Annotated in this window: 10 protein-coding genes; 4 read left to right on the top strand and 6 right to left on the bottom strand. The window is 41.9% G+C overall.

Annotation, left to right across the window (positions count from 1 at the left end; all coding sequences use genetic code 11):
* Window positions 1-35: 35 nt before the first annotated feature.
* The 3 genes from PTRA_RS16205 to PTRA_RS16195 form a co-directional block, all read right to left on the bottom strand.
* Entirely contained in the window at window positions 36-1,526 is a 1,491-nt protein-coding gene (locus PTRA_RS16205) for a glutamate synthase subunit beta (protein WP_058374718.1), read from the bottom strand.
* A 20-nt stretch (window positions 1,527-1,546) separates the two neighbouring features.
* The gene (gene gltB, locus PTRA_RS16200) at window positions 1,547-6,154 is read right to left on the bottom strand and encodes a glutamate synthase large subunit (protein WP_058374717.1); all 4,608 of its coding nucleotides are present in this window, start codon (window positions 6,152-6,154) and stop codon (window positions 1,547-1,549) included.
* A gap of 665 nt (window positions 6,155-6,819) precedes the next feature.
* Complete coding sequence (locus tag PTRA_RS16195; RefSeq protein ID WP_058374716.1) at window positions 6,820-8,025, bottom strand: anhydro-N-acetylmuramic acid kinase; 1,206 nt, start codon at window positions 8,023-8,025, stop codon at window positions 6,820-6,822.
* A 481-nt stretch (window positions 8,026-8,506) separates the two neighbouring features.
* On the opposite strand from PTRA_RS16195, the gene PTRA_RS16190 reads away from it, so the two are divergent.
* Both PTRA_RS16190 and PTRA_RS16185 read left to right on the top strand, forming a co-directional pair.
* Complete coding sequence (locus tag PTRA_RS16190) at window positions 8,507-9,535, top strand: NADP-dependent oxidoreductase (RefSeq protein ID WP_058374715.1); 1,029 nt, start codon at window positions 8,507-8,509, stop codon at window positions 9,533-9,535.
* A gap of 49 nt (window positions 9,536-9,584) precedes the next feature.
* Window positions 9,585-10,202, top strand: coding sequence for a glutathione S-transferase family protein (locus tag PTRA_RS16185; RefSeq protein WP_058374714.1), 618 nt, complete (start codon window positions 9,585-9,587; stop codon window positions 10,200-10,202).
* Between the two features lie 98 nt (window positions 10,203-10,300).
* Here PTRA_RS16185 and PTRA_RS16180 read toward each other — a convergent pair whose 3' ends face one another.
* A complete protein-coding gene (locus PTRA_RS16180) occupies window positions 10,301-10,609 on the bottom strand; it encodes a YkgJ family cysteine cluster protein (protein ID WP_208855541.1) in 309 nt (102 codons plus the stop codon).
* A gap of 45 nt (window positions 10,610-10,654) precedes the next feature.
* Window positions 10,655-12,592, bottom strand: coding sequence for a RecQ family ATP-dependent DNA helicase (locus PTRA_RS16175; RefSeq protein ID WP_058374713.1), 1,938 nt, complete (start codon window positions 12,590-12,592; stop codon window positions 10,655-10,657).
* A 273-nt stretch (window positions 12,593-12,865) separates the two neighbouring features.
* Here PTRA_RS16175 and PTRA_RS16170 point away from each other — a divergent pair, with 273 nt between their 5' ends.
* A complete protein-coding gene (locus PTRA_RS16170) occupies window positions 12,866-14,170 on the top strand; it encodes an NAD(P)/FAD-dependent oxidoreductase (protein ID WP_058374712.1) in 1,305 nt (434 codons plus the stop codon).
* 160 nt (window positions 14,171-14,330) lie between these two features.
* The gene (locus PTRA_RS16165) at window positions 14,331-15,830 is read left to right on the top strand and encodes a phospholipase effector Tle1 domain-containing protein (protein ID WP_058374711.1); all 1,500 of its coding nucleotides are present in this window, start codon (window positions 14,331-14,333) and stop codon (window positions 15,828-15,830) included.
* Between the two features lie 144 nt (window positions 15,831-15,974).
* Here PTRA_RS16165 and nagP read toward each other — a convergent pair whose 3' ends face one another.
* Entirely contained in the window at window positions 15,975-17,282 is a 1,308-nt protein-coding gene (nagP, locus tag PTRA_RS16160; RefSeq protein WP_058374710.1) for an N-acetylglucosamine MFS transporter NagP, read from the bottom strand.
* Window positions 17,283-17,291: the final 9 nt, after the last annotated feature.

The following is a 17,291-nucleotide window of genomic DNA, read 5'->3' as shown; positions in this document are numbered from 1 at the left end:
TTAAAGCAGTTAAAGTTTACAGACTTGTAATCGCTTTAAGGCAAATAGCTTTTACCCATTAAATAGCTATCAACCTCACGCGCACAGCGTCGACCTTCATCTATTGCCCACACAATTAAGCTTTGCCCGCGACGACCATCGCCTGCGGCAAATACGCCAGGCTTACTTGTAGCAAACTTATCGTACTGTGCTGCAATATTAGAGCGAGCATCTTGCTCTAAACCAAATTGTGCAACAAGGCCACCTTCTGGTCCCATAAAGCCCATAGCAATCAGTACGATATCAGCAGGAATTATTTTTTCACTGCCCGCTACTTCTTGTGGCACCATTTGCCCTTTATCGTTAAGTTGCCAAGTAATATCTACAGTATGCACAGCTTTAACATTACCTTGCCCGTCACTTTCAATTTTTTTAGTCATTACTAAATATTGACGTGGATCTTGGCCTTGCACTGCAATAGCTTCTTTTTGGCCGTAATCAACCAACAAACGTTTTGGCCATTGTGGCCAAGGATTGCTGCTCTCGTCGCGTTGCTCGGGTGGACGAGGCATAATTTCTAGCTGAATAGCACTTTTACACTGATGGCGAAGCGCAGTACCAATACAGTCGGTGCCGGTATCACCGCCACCTATAACCACTACATTTTTGCCTTTCGCATTAATGAACGCTCCGTCTTGATGTTCGCTATCGAGCAAGCTTTTGGTATTGGCCGTTAAAAAGTCCATAGCAAAATGCACACCGTTAAGTTCGCGCCCTACAACGGGTAAGTCGCGCGGTACCGTGGCACCAATACATAACACGACTGAATCAAAGTCAGTTTCTAACTGCGCCACACTAATGTCTTTGCCTACTTCAGTATTAGTAACAAAAACAATGCCTTCTTGGGCTAAAATATCAACCCGACGTTGCACTAATTCTTTTTGTAGCTTCATGTTTGGAATACCGTACATTAGCAAACCACCAATGCGGTCGGCGCGCTCATATACAGTAACCATATGGCCAGCTTTATTTAGCTGCGCTGCAGCGGCAAGGCCCGCTGGGCCCGAACCAATTACGGCTACATTTTTACCAGTGCGAGCCGCAGGTGGCTCAGCAACCACCCAACCTTGCTTAAAAGCATGATCAATAATTTCTTTTTCATGTAGCTTAATAGCCACCGGATCGGCGTTAATACCCAGTACACACGCGCCTTCACAAGGGGCTGGGCATACACGCCCAGTAAACTCAGGAAAGTTATTGGTTTTATGCAATAGCTCTACTGCATCTTGCCAGCGGCCGCGATAAATTAAGTCATTCCACTCGGGTATTACATTATTTACCGGGCATCCTGCTACTGCCGGTGCAAATTCTGATTTTGCCGACTGACAAAACGGCACGCCACAATCCATACAACGCGAAGCTTGCTGCTCTACATCTGCTTGTGGTATTTCTTCATATACTTCCAGCCAGTCAATTAAACGTTCACCTGCGTTACGCTCAGTTGGCAAGGCACGACCTACGTTGATAAACCCTGTTGGATTTCCCATAATATATTCTCCTTGGCAGCTTAAGCTTTAGCGCTAGCTATGTTGTTTAAATGAATGTCGAATGCTTCAACGGCAATATCATATTCCGAGGTGAACTTTCCGCTACTGCGTACATCATTCATATAACCTTGCATGCGTTTGTAATCAATCGGCATTACTTTAACAAAGCGCTTAACATTGCTGTCCCAATCTTTTAATAAATCACTGGCAACATCTGAACCTGTAGCATCAAGATGTTGGCTAATTAAGGCTTTTAATTCGTGGCTTTCAGCGTCGGTATCTACACTTTCAAGTGCAACCATTTCCATATTGCATTTAGCCGCAAAGTCATTATTTACATCAAGTACGTAAGCAACACCGCCCGACATACCTGCAGCAAAGTTTCGACCAGTTGCGCCCAAAATAACAACTTTACCGCCGGTCATGTATTCACAACCGTGATCCCCCACACCTTCAACAACGGCTGTTGCGCCCGAGTTACGTACGCAAAAACGCTCCCCCGCTATACCGCGTATAAAGGCGCTACCCGAAGTTGCTCCAAAAAAGGCCACGTTACCAATAAGAATATTTTCACTTGCAGCAAACTTAGCTTGTTTACTAGGGTACACCACTAAATTTGCGCCAGAGAGTCCTTTACCAAAGTAGTCGTTAGCATCGCCTTCAAGTTCAAAACGCAAACCCTTGGTTGAAAAACAACCAAAGCTTTGCCCCGCCGAGCCGTTAAACTTAACCTTAATAGTATCTTGCGGTAAGCCATCTGCATGGTACTTTTTAGAGATTTCGTTAGAGATCATCGCCCCTATGGTTCTGTCGGTGTTAATCACATCGTATTCAAGCGCCACACTTTGCCCAGACTCTAGTGCCACATGAGCATCTTTGATCATTTTGCGATCGATAATATCGTCGATTAAATGTTTTTGATTAATTGATTGATACAGAGTTTCGTTTTCAGCGCACTCTGCTTTGTGCAATAGTGGAGTTAAGTCAACGCCTTGATACTTCCAATGGTCAACATCTTTGCGCTGTGTAAGGCACTGAGTTTGGCCTACCATTTCTTCAATACGTCTAAAACCAAGCTCAGCCATAATTTCGCGTAAGCCTTCTGCCATCATGGTAAAAAAGTTAACTAAAATATCGGCACGACCAGTAAACTTGTCGCGCAGGCCTTTATCTTGTGTGGCAATACCAACTGGGCAGGTATTTAAATGACACTTACGCATCATAATACATCCCTCAACCACCAATGCTGTGGTAGCCATGCCGTACTCTTCTGCACCAAGCAGCGTTGCAATGGCTAAGTCGCGTGGCGTTTTAAGTTGCCCATCGGTTTGTACCGTAATACGGCTACGCAGTTTATTACGCACCAAAGTTTGATGCGTTTCAGCCAAACCCAGTTCCCACGGTAAGCCCGTATGTTTAATTGAGCTCAGTGGTGAAGCACCGGTGCCGCCATCGTGGCCTGCAATCAATACTACATCGGCATAGGCTTTTGCCACACCCGATGCAACCGTACCTACACCCGCTTCTGATACTAATTTAACGTTAATGCGCGCGTCGCGATTGGCGTTTTTAAGATCGAAAATAAGTTGCGATAAATCTTCAATAGAATAAATATCATGGTGTGGCGGCGGCGAAATCAAGCCCACCCCTGGCGTAGAGCCACGCGTTTTACCAATCCATGCATCTACTTTATCGCCGGGTAATTGCCCACCTTCGCCCGGTTTAGCACCCTGCGCCATTTTTATTTGTAGCTCATCGGCATTCGCTAAATAATGGCTAGTAACACCAAAACGACCCGAAGCCACTTGTTTAATTCGCGAATTCATCGAATCGCCATTTTCAAGCGGAGTATAACGAATTGGGTCTTCGCCCCCTTCACCGCTGTTACTTTTACCGCCAATGCGGTTCATAGCTATAGCTAAAGTAGTGTGTGCTTCCCACGAAATTGAGCCAAACGACATAGCACCCGAGGCAAAGCGTTTAAAAATATTGGCAACCGGTTCCACTTCGCTCAAGGCAATAGCAGGACGATCGCTATTCAATTGTAATAAACCCCTTAAGGTAAAGGCTTCTTTACTTTGATCGTCCACCGTTTTTGCATACTGTTTAAATTGCTCAACATTATTACTGGCTGTTGAATGCTGCAGCAAACGAATTACCGTGGGGTTAAATAAGTGCCGTTCACCATCATGACGCCACGAGTATTCTCCGCCTGTAGGCAGTAGTTTATCTATAGCAATGCGGTTGGCCTCAGGGAAACCCTCACGGTGGCGTAATAGCGCCTCTTGGGCAATTTGATCTAGGCTTAAACCTTCAATGCGGCTAACCGTACCGGTAAAGTACTGATCAATAACCTCAGAATTAATGCCTAAGGCTTCAAAAACTTGCGCACCTAAATACGACTGTAGCGTTGAAATACCCATTTTAGAGAAGGTTTTTAACAGGCCGCTGCCTACCGCTTTGGTGTATTTTTGGGTAATTTGTTCATTTGTTAAGTTAGTATCAAGTACGCCTTCATCACGTAAACCATACATGCTCTCTAGGGCTAAATACGGGTTAACTGCCGCAGCGCCATAACCAATAACAGTAGCAAAATGATGCGTTTCGCGTATATCACCCGACTCCAAAATTATATCGGCAGATGAGCGTAGTTTTTCACGAATTAAATAGTGATGCACCGCTGCTGTTGCCAATACAGAAGGTATAGCAACATGGTCGCTGTCTACGCCTCGGTCACTTAAAATAAGTATTTCATAATCATCTTCAACGGCATTTTTGGCATATAAACAAATACGATCCAGTGCTCTTTTTAGTGCGCCTGGCCCACCGCTGGCTTTAAAAGTAATGTCGATCGTTTTAGCTTGAAGATGGTTATTATCTATATACTGTAGTTTGCGTAATTGCTCATTAGTTAATACAGGCTGTTCAATTTCAACCTTATGGCAATGCCCAGGTGTTTCATCGAGCAAGTTAAGTGAGCGGCCAATATAACCACGCAACGACATAACCAATTCTTCACGAATAGGGTCAATGGGTGGGTTGGTTACTTGCGCAAATAACTGCTTAAAATAATGTGATAATTGTTGCGGGCGATGCGACAGCACTGCAAGCGGCGTGTCGGTACCCATAGCGCCTAGTGGCTCTTTAGCCGTACCAACCATACCCGCTAGTACTAGGTTAAGATCTTCGCTGGTGTAACCAAATGCTTTTTGTATTTTTCGCAGCTCTGCCAATGGCGGCTGGGCAAAAGACGCGCTAGGAACGGGTAAATTGTCTAATTCAATTTTGTTTTCAGCTAACCAACGAGCATACGGCTGAGCCGAGCTAACGTATTGTTTTACTTCGTCATCACTAATAATGCGACCTTGCTCTAAGTCAGCAATAAATATTTTACCCGGTTGCAAACGCCCCTTTTCAACCACAGTAGATTGATCAACGCACAATGCACCGGTTTCAGAGCCCATCACTAGCGTGCCATCTTCGGTTAACAAGTAACGCGAAGGGCGCAAACCATTACGATCAAGGGTTGCACCAATAACATTGCCATCGGTAAACGATAAAGATGCTGGGCCATCCCACGGCTCCATAATACAGGCATAATACTCGTAAAATGCACGTTTAGTGGCATCCATATCGGTTTGGGTTTGCCATGCTTCTGGCACCATCATCATCATTACTTGTGCCAATGAGCGTCCGCTGAGCACTAATAGCTCAATAGCCATATCAAGGTTAGCCGAATCTGAGTTATCGTTATTACACACTGGGTTTAACATGTTCAATTCTGCATCGCTAAAATTAACCGAGCTAAACAATGCCTCGCGAGCATTCATCCAGTTAATATTACCGCGTACCGTATTAATTTCACCATTGTGGGCTATATAACGAAACGGCTGCGCACGACGCCAAGCAGGAAATGTATTGGTTGAAAAGCGAGAATGAAACATCGCCATTCCCGAAATAGTACGCTCGTCTTGCAGATCAAGGTAATATTGGCGCACTTGCTCGGTAGTAAACTGGCCTTTATAAACAATTTTGGTAGATGACATTGAGGTTACATAAAATTCATCACGCTCGGTGAAATCCAAACCATTAATTTTATGCGAGGTGTATTTACGCAGTACAAACAACTTACGTTCAAACTCTTGCGCGCTTAGCGCTTGCGGCTTAGCAATAAACACTTGCTCAATGTTCGGCTCGCTTTCAAATGAAGCCGCGCCTAACATAGAGTTATCGCCCGGAACATCCCGATACCCTATTAAGGTTAAGCCCAGTTCGGTAATATTTTGATTTAGTATTTTTTTACACGCGTCGCTAAGTGCTTTATCGCGTGGGAAAAAAATCATCCCCACACCATAGTTTAAGGCGCTTGGCAGCGTCCACCCTAGCTTTGCGGTTTCTTGACGGAAAAACTCATGAGGAATTTGAATAAGAATACCAGCACCATCACCACTTTTAACGTCAAACCCTGTTCCACCACGATGCTCCATGCAGCTGAGCATGGTGAGTGCATTTTCGATAATATCGTGTGACTTTTTACCCTTAAGGTTAGCGACAAAGCCAATGCCGCAACTGTCATGTTCAAATTCAGCGCGATAAAGACCTTGGGATTTTTTGCTCATATCATTCATTACTTATTCCTATTTCATCAGCCTATTGCTATCAGCTAAATTGTGCTTACTAATTAAGTCATATATTTTTATATACTCGAGGTATGCGCTCATCTCATTCAAAAAATTCGTTAAAATGCCTAAAACAGCCACTGTAAAATCTTTTTGAATTTGTATAATGCAGTATTTATTAGTGAAAACTTTAATCAAAGGGGGATAAAAACTAGCCGTAAAATAACGCTGAGTCAACTAAGAAATGAATATGCATTCAGATTATATGAATATATATAGTCAAAAATAGTTATTAACAGCCCATTTACACTGCATTTAATAACTATGCCTTATGTTTTAAAAAAGCGCATAGTTGATTTGGATGGGTTGGGTCTTTTTAATTATAAAAGTGCACCACTAAGGCCTGAGGGGCGAAATTAAGGGAGGATTGGTGCATCTTTAAAAAGTAAATAAGCAATAACATTTTTATAATAATTAAAGCGCAGCTGCAATTAATTACTACAAAACAATATTCATGCTAAGGGCCGCGCAAAAAAATAAGCTTACCCAATAACAGTAAGTCGCAGTTATGCAAAAGCCGAACAGTGAGTTTGGCTAGCTCTCACCTAAAAACTTAAACCTAAAAACTTAAACCTAAAAATTAAGCCTAAAGCTTAAGCTTAAAATATGTGGTTTCAATCTGCAAAACTCACTTTTCCCATAGTAACGCCGGCAATTCCTTGGGCTTTATTATTAAGGTGTAACTGCTCACCGGCTAGGCATTCGTTAGCTAAAATAGCAAAAAGCACCGCTTCTTTCGCGTCGGGATCAACCCCTAATGCGTGAGTGTTTTTAAAACCTTTAATAGCCGGACAAAGCGTTACTAAATGTTGCATTAAGAGTAAGTTGTGAATGCCGCCGCCACTGGCATACACCACACTATTGGGCGCCATTTTTACGCACGTATTTAACGCATTAGCAATAACCTCTGCGGTAAAGCGGTTTAAGGTGGCCATTACGTCTTGATGGCTTAATTTTTGGGTATTTGAAGCCTGCTGCGCAGCTTCTAAATAAGCTAAATTAAACACTTCAGGGCCAGTGGTTTTTGGCATTTTTAGGGTTAAAAAATGATTGTCGCAAAGCGCTGTTAGTAACGCTGTATTAATAATGCCCGCTTTCGCTATCGCAGCGTTTTCATCGTAATGCATGTTATTAAAATAACGCTGTACATAGGCGTCCATAATGGTATTGCATGGGCCAATGTCAGAGCTAAATACTGCACTGCTATCGCCATTTTGGGGTAAAAAAGTGAGGTTAGCTATACCGCCCATATTAAGTAAAATACGGTTTTCGTCAGAGCTTGAAAAAAACAAATAATCACCATACACGGCAAGTGGTGCGCCCTCGCCGCCTGCTGCTATATGTTTTTGCCGAAAATCGCCAATGGTAGTAATACCTGTAGTAACGGCTATTTGGTCGCTATCACCAATTTGTAAAGTGCCATTGTTAAAGTCGTTATACTGATGCTGGCTTTTAGGACAATGGTAAATAGTTTGTCCGTGGCTGGCTATTACGTCTATGTTGGTTGGGTTTATTTGCCAGCTTTTTAAACACTGATTAACCATGTCACCATGTAATTTACCAACCCAAGGGTGCAGTAACGTAAGGTATTCTAAGTTGCATTCACGCTTGGCAAATACCTGCTTTATTTTTGTTTTATAATCATCGCTATAATCAACCGTAGTAAACTTTAAAACCTCAATTTGGGTATGCACACCCGCGGCAGTTATTTTACATAAGGCAACATCAAGTCCATCTAACGAGGTACCACTCATTAGGCCTATAATTAATCGGCTTGGCTTTAACGCACTGTTATAAAGCTTACTAATGTGTGGGTGCATAATAATTTCGCATCTATTGTTGTTAAGTTTATAGCATTCATTTTAGAGTAGTTTAAATAAAAGTTATAGCGCTATAAAAATCAGTTAATCCACTTATAAACTCACCTTAGAGTAAATACTCACACCTTGGGGTTGATTTTTTAACCGAGTGCCCAAAACTCCTGTATTAAGATATACATACTTAACCTGAGCTCTGGTTAAGAGATTTACTAACGTATTGAATCATCGTTATATTTAATTTTATTTTCTCTAGCCAGAGGTTTTCAGTGAAAACAAGGCGAATTTACGCGTCAATAGCTGGCCTATTGCAAGTAAATTCAACGCAGTTAGCGCTGAAAATAGCTGCTTGAGATAAGTTTATTATCCGGAGCTCAGGTTACTTACTACTTATCTGCGCATTATTGTTTAGTTTTAATTTTGCTTTAAACACAAACTAAAACATTCAGAACAAAGTAGTTTACTCATCTATTGGAGATTTTATATGTCAGCAACCAGTCGACAACTCACGTTAGCATCACGCCCACACGGTGCTCCTACCGATGAAAACTTTGCATTAAAAACCCTAGAGCTGCCGCCATTAAAAAATGGTGAAGTATTACTGCGCACCATTTACTTATCGCTTGACCCTTACATGCGTGGCCGCATGAGCGACGCTAAATCGTATGCCGACCCAGTAAATGTTGGCGACGTGATGGTTGGGGCAACTGTATGCCAAGTTCAAGAGTCTAAAAACGACTCTTTTAGCGAAGGCGAATGGGTATTGGCTTACACGGGTTGGCAAGACTACGCTATTAGCAACGGCGAAGGGTTAATGCAATTAGGCAAAGAGCCAACTAACCCGTCATACGCGTTAGGTATTATGGGAATGCCGGGCTTTACCGCTTATATGGGATTACTTGATATTGGCGCACCTAAAGCAGGTGAAACCGTGGTCGTTGCTGCAGCAACAGGCCCTGTGGGCGCTACCGTTGGCCAAATTGCAAAAATTAAAGGTTGTAGAGTCGTCGGCGTTGCCGGTGGCAGTGAAAAATGTAAACACGCAGTAGAAGTATTAGGTTTTGATGCCTGTATTGATCACAAAGCAGATAATTTTGCGCAGCAACTTGAACAAGCCTGCGATAACGGTATTGATGTTTATTATGAAAATGTGGGCGGCAAGGTATTCGACGCCGTATTACCCCTTCTCAATACATCAGCACGCGTACCTGTGTGTGGTTTAGTGTCGCAGTATAATGCAACCAGCTTACCAGAAGGCCCTGATCGTTTGGGTATGCTAATGGGGCAAATACTCTCTAAGCGTATTAAGATGCAAGGCTTTATTATTTTTGACGATTACGGCCATCGTTATGATGAGTTTGCAACCGCTATGCAGCAATGGCTACAAGATGGAAAAATTCAATACCGCGAACATATGGTAGAAGGCATCGAAAATACCATTACTGCCTTTAACGATATGATCAGCGGAAAAAACTTCGGTAAAACCGTAGTTAAAATTAATAGCCCACTTTAAATTTAATGCGTTGCTATCTGTACAAAATGGCAACGCAACAAGGATTACTATGATCAAGCTACATCATTTAAATAAATCACGCTCAAAACGTATCATCTGGTTACTAGAAGAATTAGCAGTAGATTATGAAATTGTTGCTTACCAGCGTAATAAAGACACTTTTTTAGCCCCAGATGAACTTAAACATATTCATCAGCTTGGTAAGTCGCCAGTGATAGAAGATAATGGGATTATTGTTGCCGAATCGGGCGCAATTACCGACTACCTCATTACTAAATACGGTAACGGAAAATTTGCTCCTAAGGCAGGCACTCGCGATTATGTTGATTATCAGCAATGGCTACACTTTGCCGAAAGCTCAGCTATTTTACCGCTGCTGCTTAAAATGTTTGTATTAAAAGATGGCGCTAAAACCCAGTTTTTAGAAGGTTACGCCGACGCCGAAACAGCTAAAGTAATAAGCTACTTTAACGATCGCCTAGAAGGCAAACGTTACTTAGTAGGCGACACCCTAACCGGCGCCGATTTTATGATGTCGTTTATTGTCGAAATCGTTAAAAACTCAGGTCAACTAGCACACTTTAAAAACCTAGTTAAGTACGATGAGCAATTACAAAGCCATGAGAAGTTTCATACCGCACAAGAGCTTGAAGCTAAATACGATTAATAATCGGCTGGTATTAGCTTTACAGTTATACCAATTACATTAAGTTAGTACACATTTAAAAAGGGCCTTGGGCCCTTTTTTACGTTTACTGTAATAGTTTAAATTCCGCCTAGTTCGCGCTCGGTAATACACTCATCCGACGCCATTTCAAATTCGCGACACACTAATGGGCGGTTTTCGTAAATAGAACACATGAGAGTGTTGCGATCGAGCGCTTGGCACCAGCCATCATCGGCACGTTTCATTACTTCGCTGCCCCATTTATCGTATTCAATATAATGAAATGGCACGCCTGTATCTGTCACTATGCGTACTTCTAATTGGCAGCAACAGGCTTGGCAATTAGCACACGTAACAAGCTCTGGGGTGGTGGTGATGTTTTTAACCGGAATAACAATTTGAGGCATAGTGGCTTACTTTTTGGAATAAGCCACTAGGATACCTTATTGAGCTTATCGTGCTAGTAATTTCGCTTTAATATCACTGTAGCGCATCGCTTCGCACAGCGCAAAACCACTCAATTTGCGCACTTTATTGCGTGCAAATAAAGGCACGCTCATGCCCGCTAAAAAGCGACATTGGGTTTCTATACCTACGTTATTAATGCCTTTACTGGCTAGGTGCTGTACAAACTCATCTACTTTTTGATAAATTACACTCTCATCAACAACGCCTGCTTGCACTGAATATTCAAGCTTTACACTGTGGCCTCTGCATACTGAGCAATGGCCGCATTGCTGAGGCGCATTTTGATCGTCAAAATAACGGGCAAGGTTGTAGCTTAAACAGCTTTGCAATTCAAAAAAGCGTACTAATGCAGCTATACGTTTTATTTCGGCTTGTTCTTTATCGGTAAAGTAATCATGCAGTTGCTGCGCAAGTTTAGGGTTATTTATTACCTCGCTATGCACTTTATACACTTGAGTAATACGTTTGGTTTCTAGGGTAATAAGCTGTTTTTCGGCTAAGTAGTCAAGCGCCGCAACCACTCGTTTACGATCGACTTGCGCGGCTTGTGTCAGGCTATCAAAATTAAGCGTACCCCATACTTTTTTAAAATCGGTGTGGCTAAATATTTGCGTTAAAAATGCTTGGCGCTGCTCATCAAATTGGCCTAGCAACTCGTTTTTATCAACCAAAAACTTATATTTAAAATCGGCGTAGTAAGCGTATTGCGGCGTTATTGCACCTTGCATTTCTAGCTGTACTAACAAAGTTTTAAGCGCAAGTTGCCTAATATTACTGTCGCTTGAAAGGCTATATTCTTGCATTTCCCATTGCTGCTGCGAGCTGTGGTTTTGACGAATATCGTTAATTACATGCTCAATACCACTCAGCTCTGGTGTGTCGCCATAAACAAAGTTCTCTACTGTATTTAATCCATCAAGGTTGGCTAAGGTAAAACACTGTGAAGGATTGCCGTCGCGCCCTGCTCGGCCTATTTCTTGGCTGTAGTTTTCAATCGATTTAGGTAAGTCGTAATGAATAACAAAGCGAATATCGGCTTTATCTACGCCCATTCCAAAAGCAATCGTAGCTACTACTACATTTATTTTACCGCCCATAAAGTCATCTTGAATTTGCCATCTAAGTGTATCTTCAAGCCCTGCATGATACGCCACAGCTTGCAGCCCTTGATTGCTTAGCATATTAGCCACTTGCTCGGCACTTTGCTGCAAGGTAACATACACAATACCTGGGCCATTTTGTGCGCTAATAATGTTAGCAAGCTCGTTATTTTTATCCGCGGTTTTTACACTCAGTACACTTAAGTCTAAATTAGCGCGGTAAAAACCGGTTTGTACAATGCATTCTGGGGCAATGGCAAAGCGCTCGGCCATATCGCGCTTTACTTTTTTAGTCGCGGTGGCAGTTAATAATAATACTAGCGGAATATTAAGCTCTTCGCGGTAGCGCGGTAGTTTTAAGTAGTCGGGTCTAAAGTTGTGTCCCCACTCAGAAATACAATGCGCTTCGTCAACAACCAGCATAGATACTGCTATTTGGTTAATAAACTCTCTAAAACGCTCGTTCTTAAAGCGCTCAACCGACACCATTAATACTTTAATTTTACCGCTGCGAACATCGTTCATTACGGTACTGCTTTGCATTTGATCTTGGCTCGAATCAAGGCTGGCAGCATAAATACCTTTGCTGTTTAAAAAGCTAATTTGATCTTTCATCAATGCCAATAATGGCGACACCACTAAGGTTAAATGCGGTAAATGCAACGCGGTTAATTGATAACACAAAGACTTACCCGAGCCGGTTGGGAATATTGCCAACGACGACTGCCCATTTAACAACTGCTCTATGGTTTGCTGCTGCCCGCCTCTAAACTGATTAAAGCCAAAGTGTTGCTCAAGTGATTGAATTAATGAAGGGGTCATAAAATATCCTGTTTAAATATTTCCCTCAAAAGGAAAAACATTCCTACACGGTAAAACCTAAGTAAGTATAAAAATACACACTATTTAGCTTTAAAAGTGTGAGTATAACTTATTCATTATTTTTTGCTGACACATCCTTTATTTAGGCGCAGAATATAGCCATATAAATAACGAGTTTAGTCTTTGCCAAAATAACTTGAGTCATACCCAAGTAACCTCAAAAAAATAATTCTACATAGATTATTTGGGTATATTATTTTTAAAGGCAGCGTTATGAATATTACCACACCTAAAATCGTCGTTATTGGTGGTGGGGCTGGCGGATTAGAGCTTGCAACCCAACTAGGACATAAACTAGGAAAGAAAAAACACGCAGACATACTACTCATAGATAAAAACCGCACCCACATATGGAAGCCGTTACTGCACGAAGTAGCGACCGGCTCTATTGACCCAGATTTAGACGGCGTAGTGTACAGCGCTCATGCCGCTAAACATCATTATCGCTTTCAGCTTGGTACATTTTGTAATATTGACCAAAGCAATAAAACCATTACCCTCGCACCACTTTATGACGAATTAGGCCACACTATTTTACCCGAGCGCAACGTGCGCTACGACCACCTTGTTATTGCCATAGGCAGCGTAAGTAACGACTTTAATACTCCTGGTATAAAAGAGCATTGCTACTTTTTAGATTCGAATCAGCAAGCAGAGCGCTTTCAGCATTCGTTACTCGACAGCTTTACCCGCCTGCACCAAGACGACAATCAACAACAATCTTTAAACATTGCCATTGTGGGCGGCGGCGCAACCGGTGTAGAACTCTCGGCTGAGCTGTATCATGTTTCTGAGTTATTAAAGCTCTACGGCTTAACTAATATGTCGTCTAAACGTTTACATATTCATTTAATTGAAGCCGGGCCACGTATTTTACCCGCGCTGCCCGAGCGCATTGCCGTTAGTGCCAAGCGCGAGCTGCTAAAGTTAGGGGTTAATGTACGCGAACAAACACAAGTAAAAGAGGCCACCGAGCACGGCTTCATTACCAAAGACGATGAGCACATTAATGCCGATATTATGCTCTGGGCTGCAGGAGTAAAAGCCCCTGACTTTATTAAAGACCTAGGTATTTTTGAGCTCACTCGCAGTAATCAAATTCAAGTAAACCAATTTTTACAAAGCACGGTAGATGACAGCATTTTTGTATTAGGCGATTGCTGCGCCTTTACCCAAGCCGATGGCAAACAAGTGCCACCGCGGGCACAATCGGCGCATCAAATGGCGCAATGTGTTGAAAAAAATCTTATAGCCACATTAAAACAGCAACCACTGAGTGGCTTTAAGTACAGCGATCACGGCTCTTTAGTTAATCTGTCTCGCTACAGTACAGTTGGTAATTTAATGGGTAATCTCACCAGTAATAGCTTTTTTATTGAAGGTAAAATTGCCCGCTTTATGTATATTTCGCTCTATCGCATGCACCAACGCGCCATTCACGGCAGTGCAAAAACCTTTGCCTTGTGGATCAGCGAAAAAATACTGCGCGTGGTACGCCCTAAAATGAAGTTACATTAAAATTTTGCAGAGTTTAAACACCACAGCGGTAAATTTATTACCGCTGTCATTAATATTTAACACCTTTACGTTATATATCCAAACCATCTCAAAATGCAAAAATCAGCATTTCAAAGGCTTGCTTTAGGTATAAAGTAAAATACTTAGGAGGTAATATGCAATGACGGCTAAAACACTCATTTTTAACTTTGATGGCACCGGCGCAGAGCCTAGAGACGCCGAGCAGTTTAGTGCTGATCATTTTAAAGAAGACAGCAGCATTTCTAATATTCTTAAACTGCACTTACTCGTTGGCGGACAACTTAACAACTCTCCTAATACTAACTTAACCAATCAACTTAGTTTTTATTATCAAGGTATTGGTACTAAAGGCAGCCGCTTAAAACGTTTTTTAAATCAAACACTCGCACCACGTAACGACGATGTAGCTAGCATCTTAAAACACGCCCTAAGTGATTTTAAAAACCATTATAAGCTAGGTGACACTGTACTATTAACCGGTTTTAGCCGAGGCGCTGCACTCGCTAGACGCTTAGCAAAGTTATTAGAACCATTAATAAGTGAGCAAGTATACCTGTGTGTATTTGACACTATTGCCTCTATTGGTTTATCAAAAATAACCAAAGCGACCCGTGGCGCAGAGCATGTAATTTTTGAAAACCACACCATAGCAAGTAATGTTACTCAAGCCTTACATTTTGTAGCCCTGGATGAAAAGCGCCGCGCGTTTGAACCCACACTTATGAACCAACAAAGCAGCATTACCGAATTGTGGTTTGCCGGTGCGCATTCTGATATTGGTGGCGGTTACTACCGCGATGGTCTAGCCGATATTTGCTTGCGTTATGCACTAGAGTGGTTAATCTCGCAGCCGTTAAATATCACCTTTTTAACCAGTCACGATATTGACTATGCAGCCTTACTACCCAACAATAAATTAATCGCGCAAGACGATATAACAATTACACCTGACCCGTTGGCATTAAGCCATCAGCAAAATTATTTTTGGTTTAACCCATTTTTTAAATTAGTAGATAGAGAGTGCTATGTACTGATAGATAACGAACCAAGTCCTCTTGAGCCATTAGTGCACCACAGCGTGGCCGAACGTATTAACAAACTCACCAGTTACCGCCCAGAGTCGCTTAAAAACCTGCCTTATAAAATAACCTATAACGATAATACCCAACTTAGTTTTACCGGGTTAAGTGCACACATCATGCTGGCTAACCAAAATATGAGCGTACTGGCTGTAAAGCAAAGCCAAGATGTGGTGGTATTTGCCAGCGAAGCCTACAACGCCACTGGTTTAATGCTAGAGCAAGGCGCAACGTATCGCTTTACCCCTTATCCTGATCAGTATTGGTTTGACGATGGTATAAAATGTACTGCGCTTGGCTGGCACCGCGATGACGTGCGACTTGGCGTAAAAGAAATCTCTATGGCATTGCTCGAACCATTTAGACGACTGCCAAATGCACAGTGGTTTTCGTTAATTGGCGCTATTAATAAAAGTGACAAGAACTTATTTGCAATAGCCGACGGCGCAGATGTTAAAATGGTGCAATCAGGTGAATTTACTCCATTCGCCAACGACTTAAGCCGATTTTATGGCGCTAACGCCGGTAAAATTAAAGTCAAAGTAACGAGGTTAAAATAAAACAGCGCTCAGGTAGAAATTAAGCAAACCTTGTATTTAGGTTTGCTTTGTTGCAATTTTATATCGCGCTATTTAAGTTAGATATACTAAAAATTGTAGCACCTGTTTAAGGCGCTACAATTTATAAATTGGTAGTTTATAGCGTTAAGCGGGCACTACTTTCTTTTTCATTTTATGGCCTTTAACGGCATAAAATAAAATAAATAAATAGCACGGTAGCATTACCGAGTAGCCTGTTTGTAATGAGCTAATACCACTGAGTAAACCCCACAGTAACGGGCCAAACGCGCCGCCGGCGATACCCATAATTAACAGTGCAGATCCGGTGCTGGTTAACTTCCCCATACCTGATAGAGCAAGCGGAAAAACAGCCGGCCATACAATCGCATTAGCTAATCCTAAAAATGCAATAAGTAATAAAATATCTGGCAGTTGTGCACCGCCTAATGGCACTAACAGCGCATTAGCCACTACAAACGATTGCGTATCAATAAATAAAATACTAAATGTTATTACCAAGCCTAGCAGTGCCGAGACGGTTAAAGCTGCTTGCTGAGAAATAAACCTCGGAATAAGCATTATTCCTAAAATATAGCCTAATACCATGCACATCATGGTGTAGGAGGTCATTACACTATAGTTTTCAACTCCTAACGATAACGCAAAAGTACCTATGGTATCGCCTGCAATAACTTCAACGGCCACATACAAAAATATAGCAATAACACCAAATACTAAATTTGGATGAGATAAGGTTTCGCGTATTTCACCTTGGCAACTGTCCGAGTTGTTATCTTCATTGATAAGCTCTGGCAAAGGTGATTTTTTTACTGCAAAAGCCAGTATACCAATAAAAACGGCCATGCCTAGGTAAGGTAAAATTAAGCCATTAGCCATATTATCTACTTGCTGCTGAGTTAATACCGTGCCGACAGTTCCTTTAAAGTTACTCAATATAAGTGCAGTAAATACCATGGGCGCTATAACGCCGGCACCTTTGTTTAATATTCCCATAATGCTAATACGTACAGCGGCCGACTCTTCAGCACCAAGGCGAACAACATATGGATTTACTGCTGTTTGTAACAAAGTTTGCCCTGCGCCCATTACTAGCTGCGCTAATAAAAACAAAGGAAAAAACTGTGACATAGCCGCAGGAATAAACAACAATCCAGCAACCATCATTAGCCCCATTCCTAATGCCATACCATTTTTATAACCCACTTTTTTAATCAGCATAGCTGAAGGTATTGCTGTAAAAGTAACTGCAATGTAGAACGAAAATAAAATTAACGCTCCTTGAAACGGAGTTAGCTGCAATATTTGGCTCAAATAAGGCATTAAAGAGCCATTTAACCAAGTTGCAAAGCCCAGTATAAAAAATAATACCGCAACAATAGCCATTGGGATCACGCTACTTTTTTTCGATGTATCCATAACATTTGTTGTCATGTTATTTTC

Source organism: Pseudoalteromonas translucida KMM 520 (assembly GCF_001465295.1).
GTDB classification, from domain to species: domain Bacteria; phylum Pseudomonadota; class Gammaproteobacteria; order Enterobacterales; family Alteromonadaceae; genus Pseudoalteromonas; species Pseudoalteromonas translucida.
Note: the sequence above shows the minus strand (reverse complement) of the source record. Positions and strands in the feature narration are given on the sequence as shown.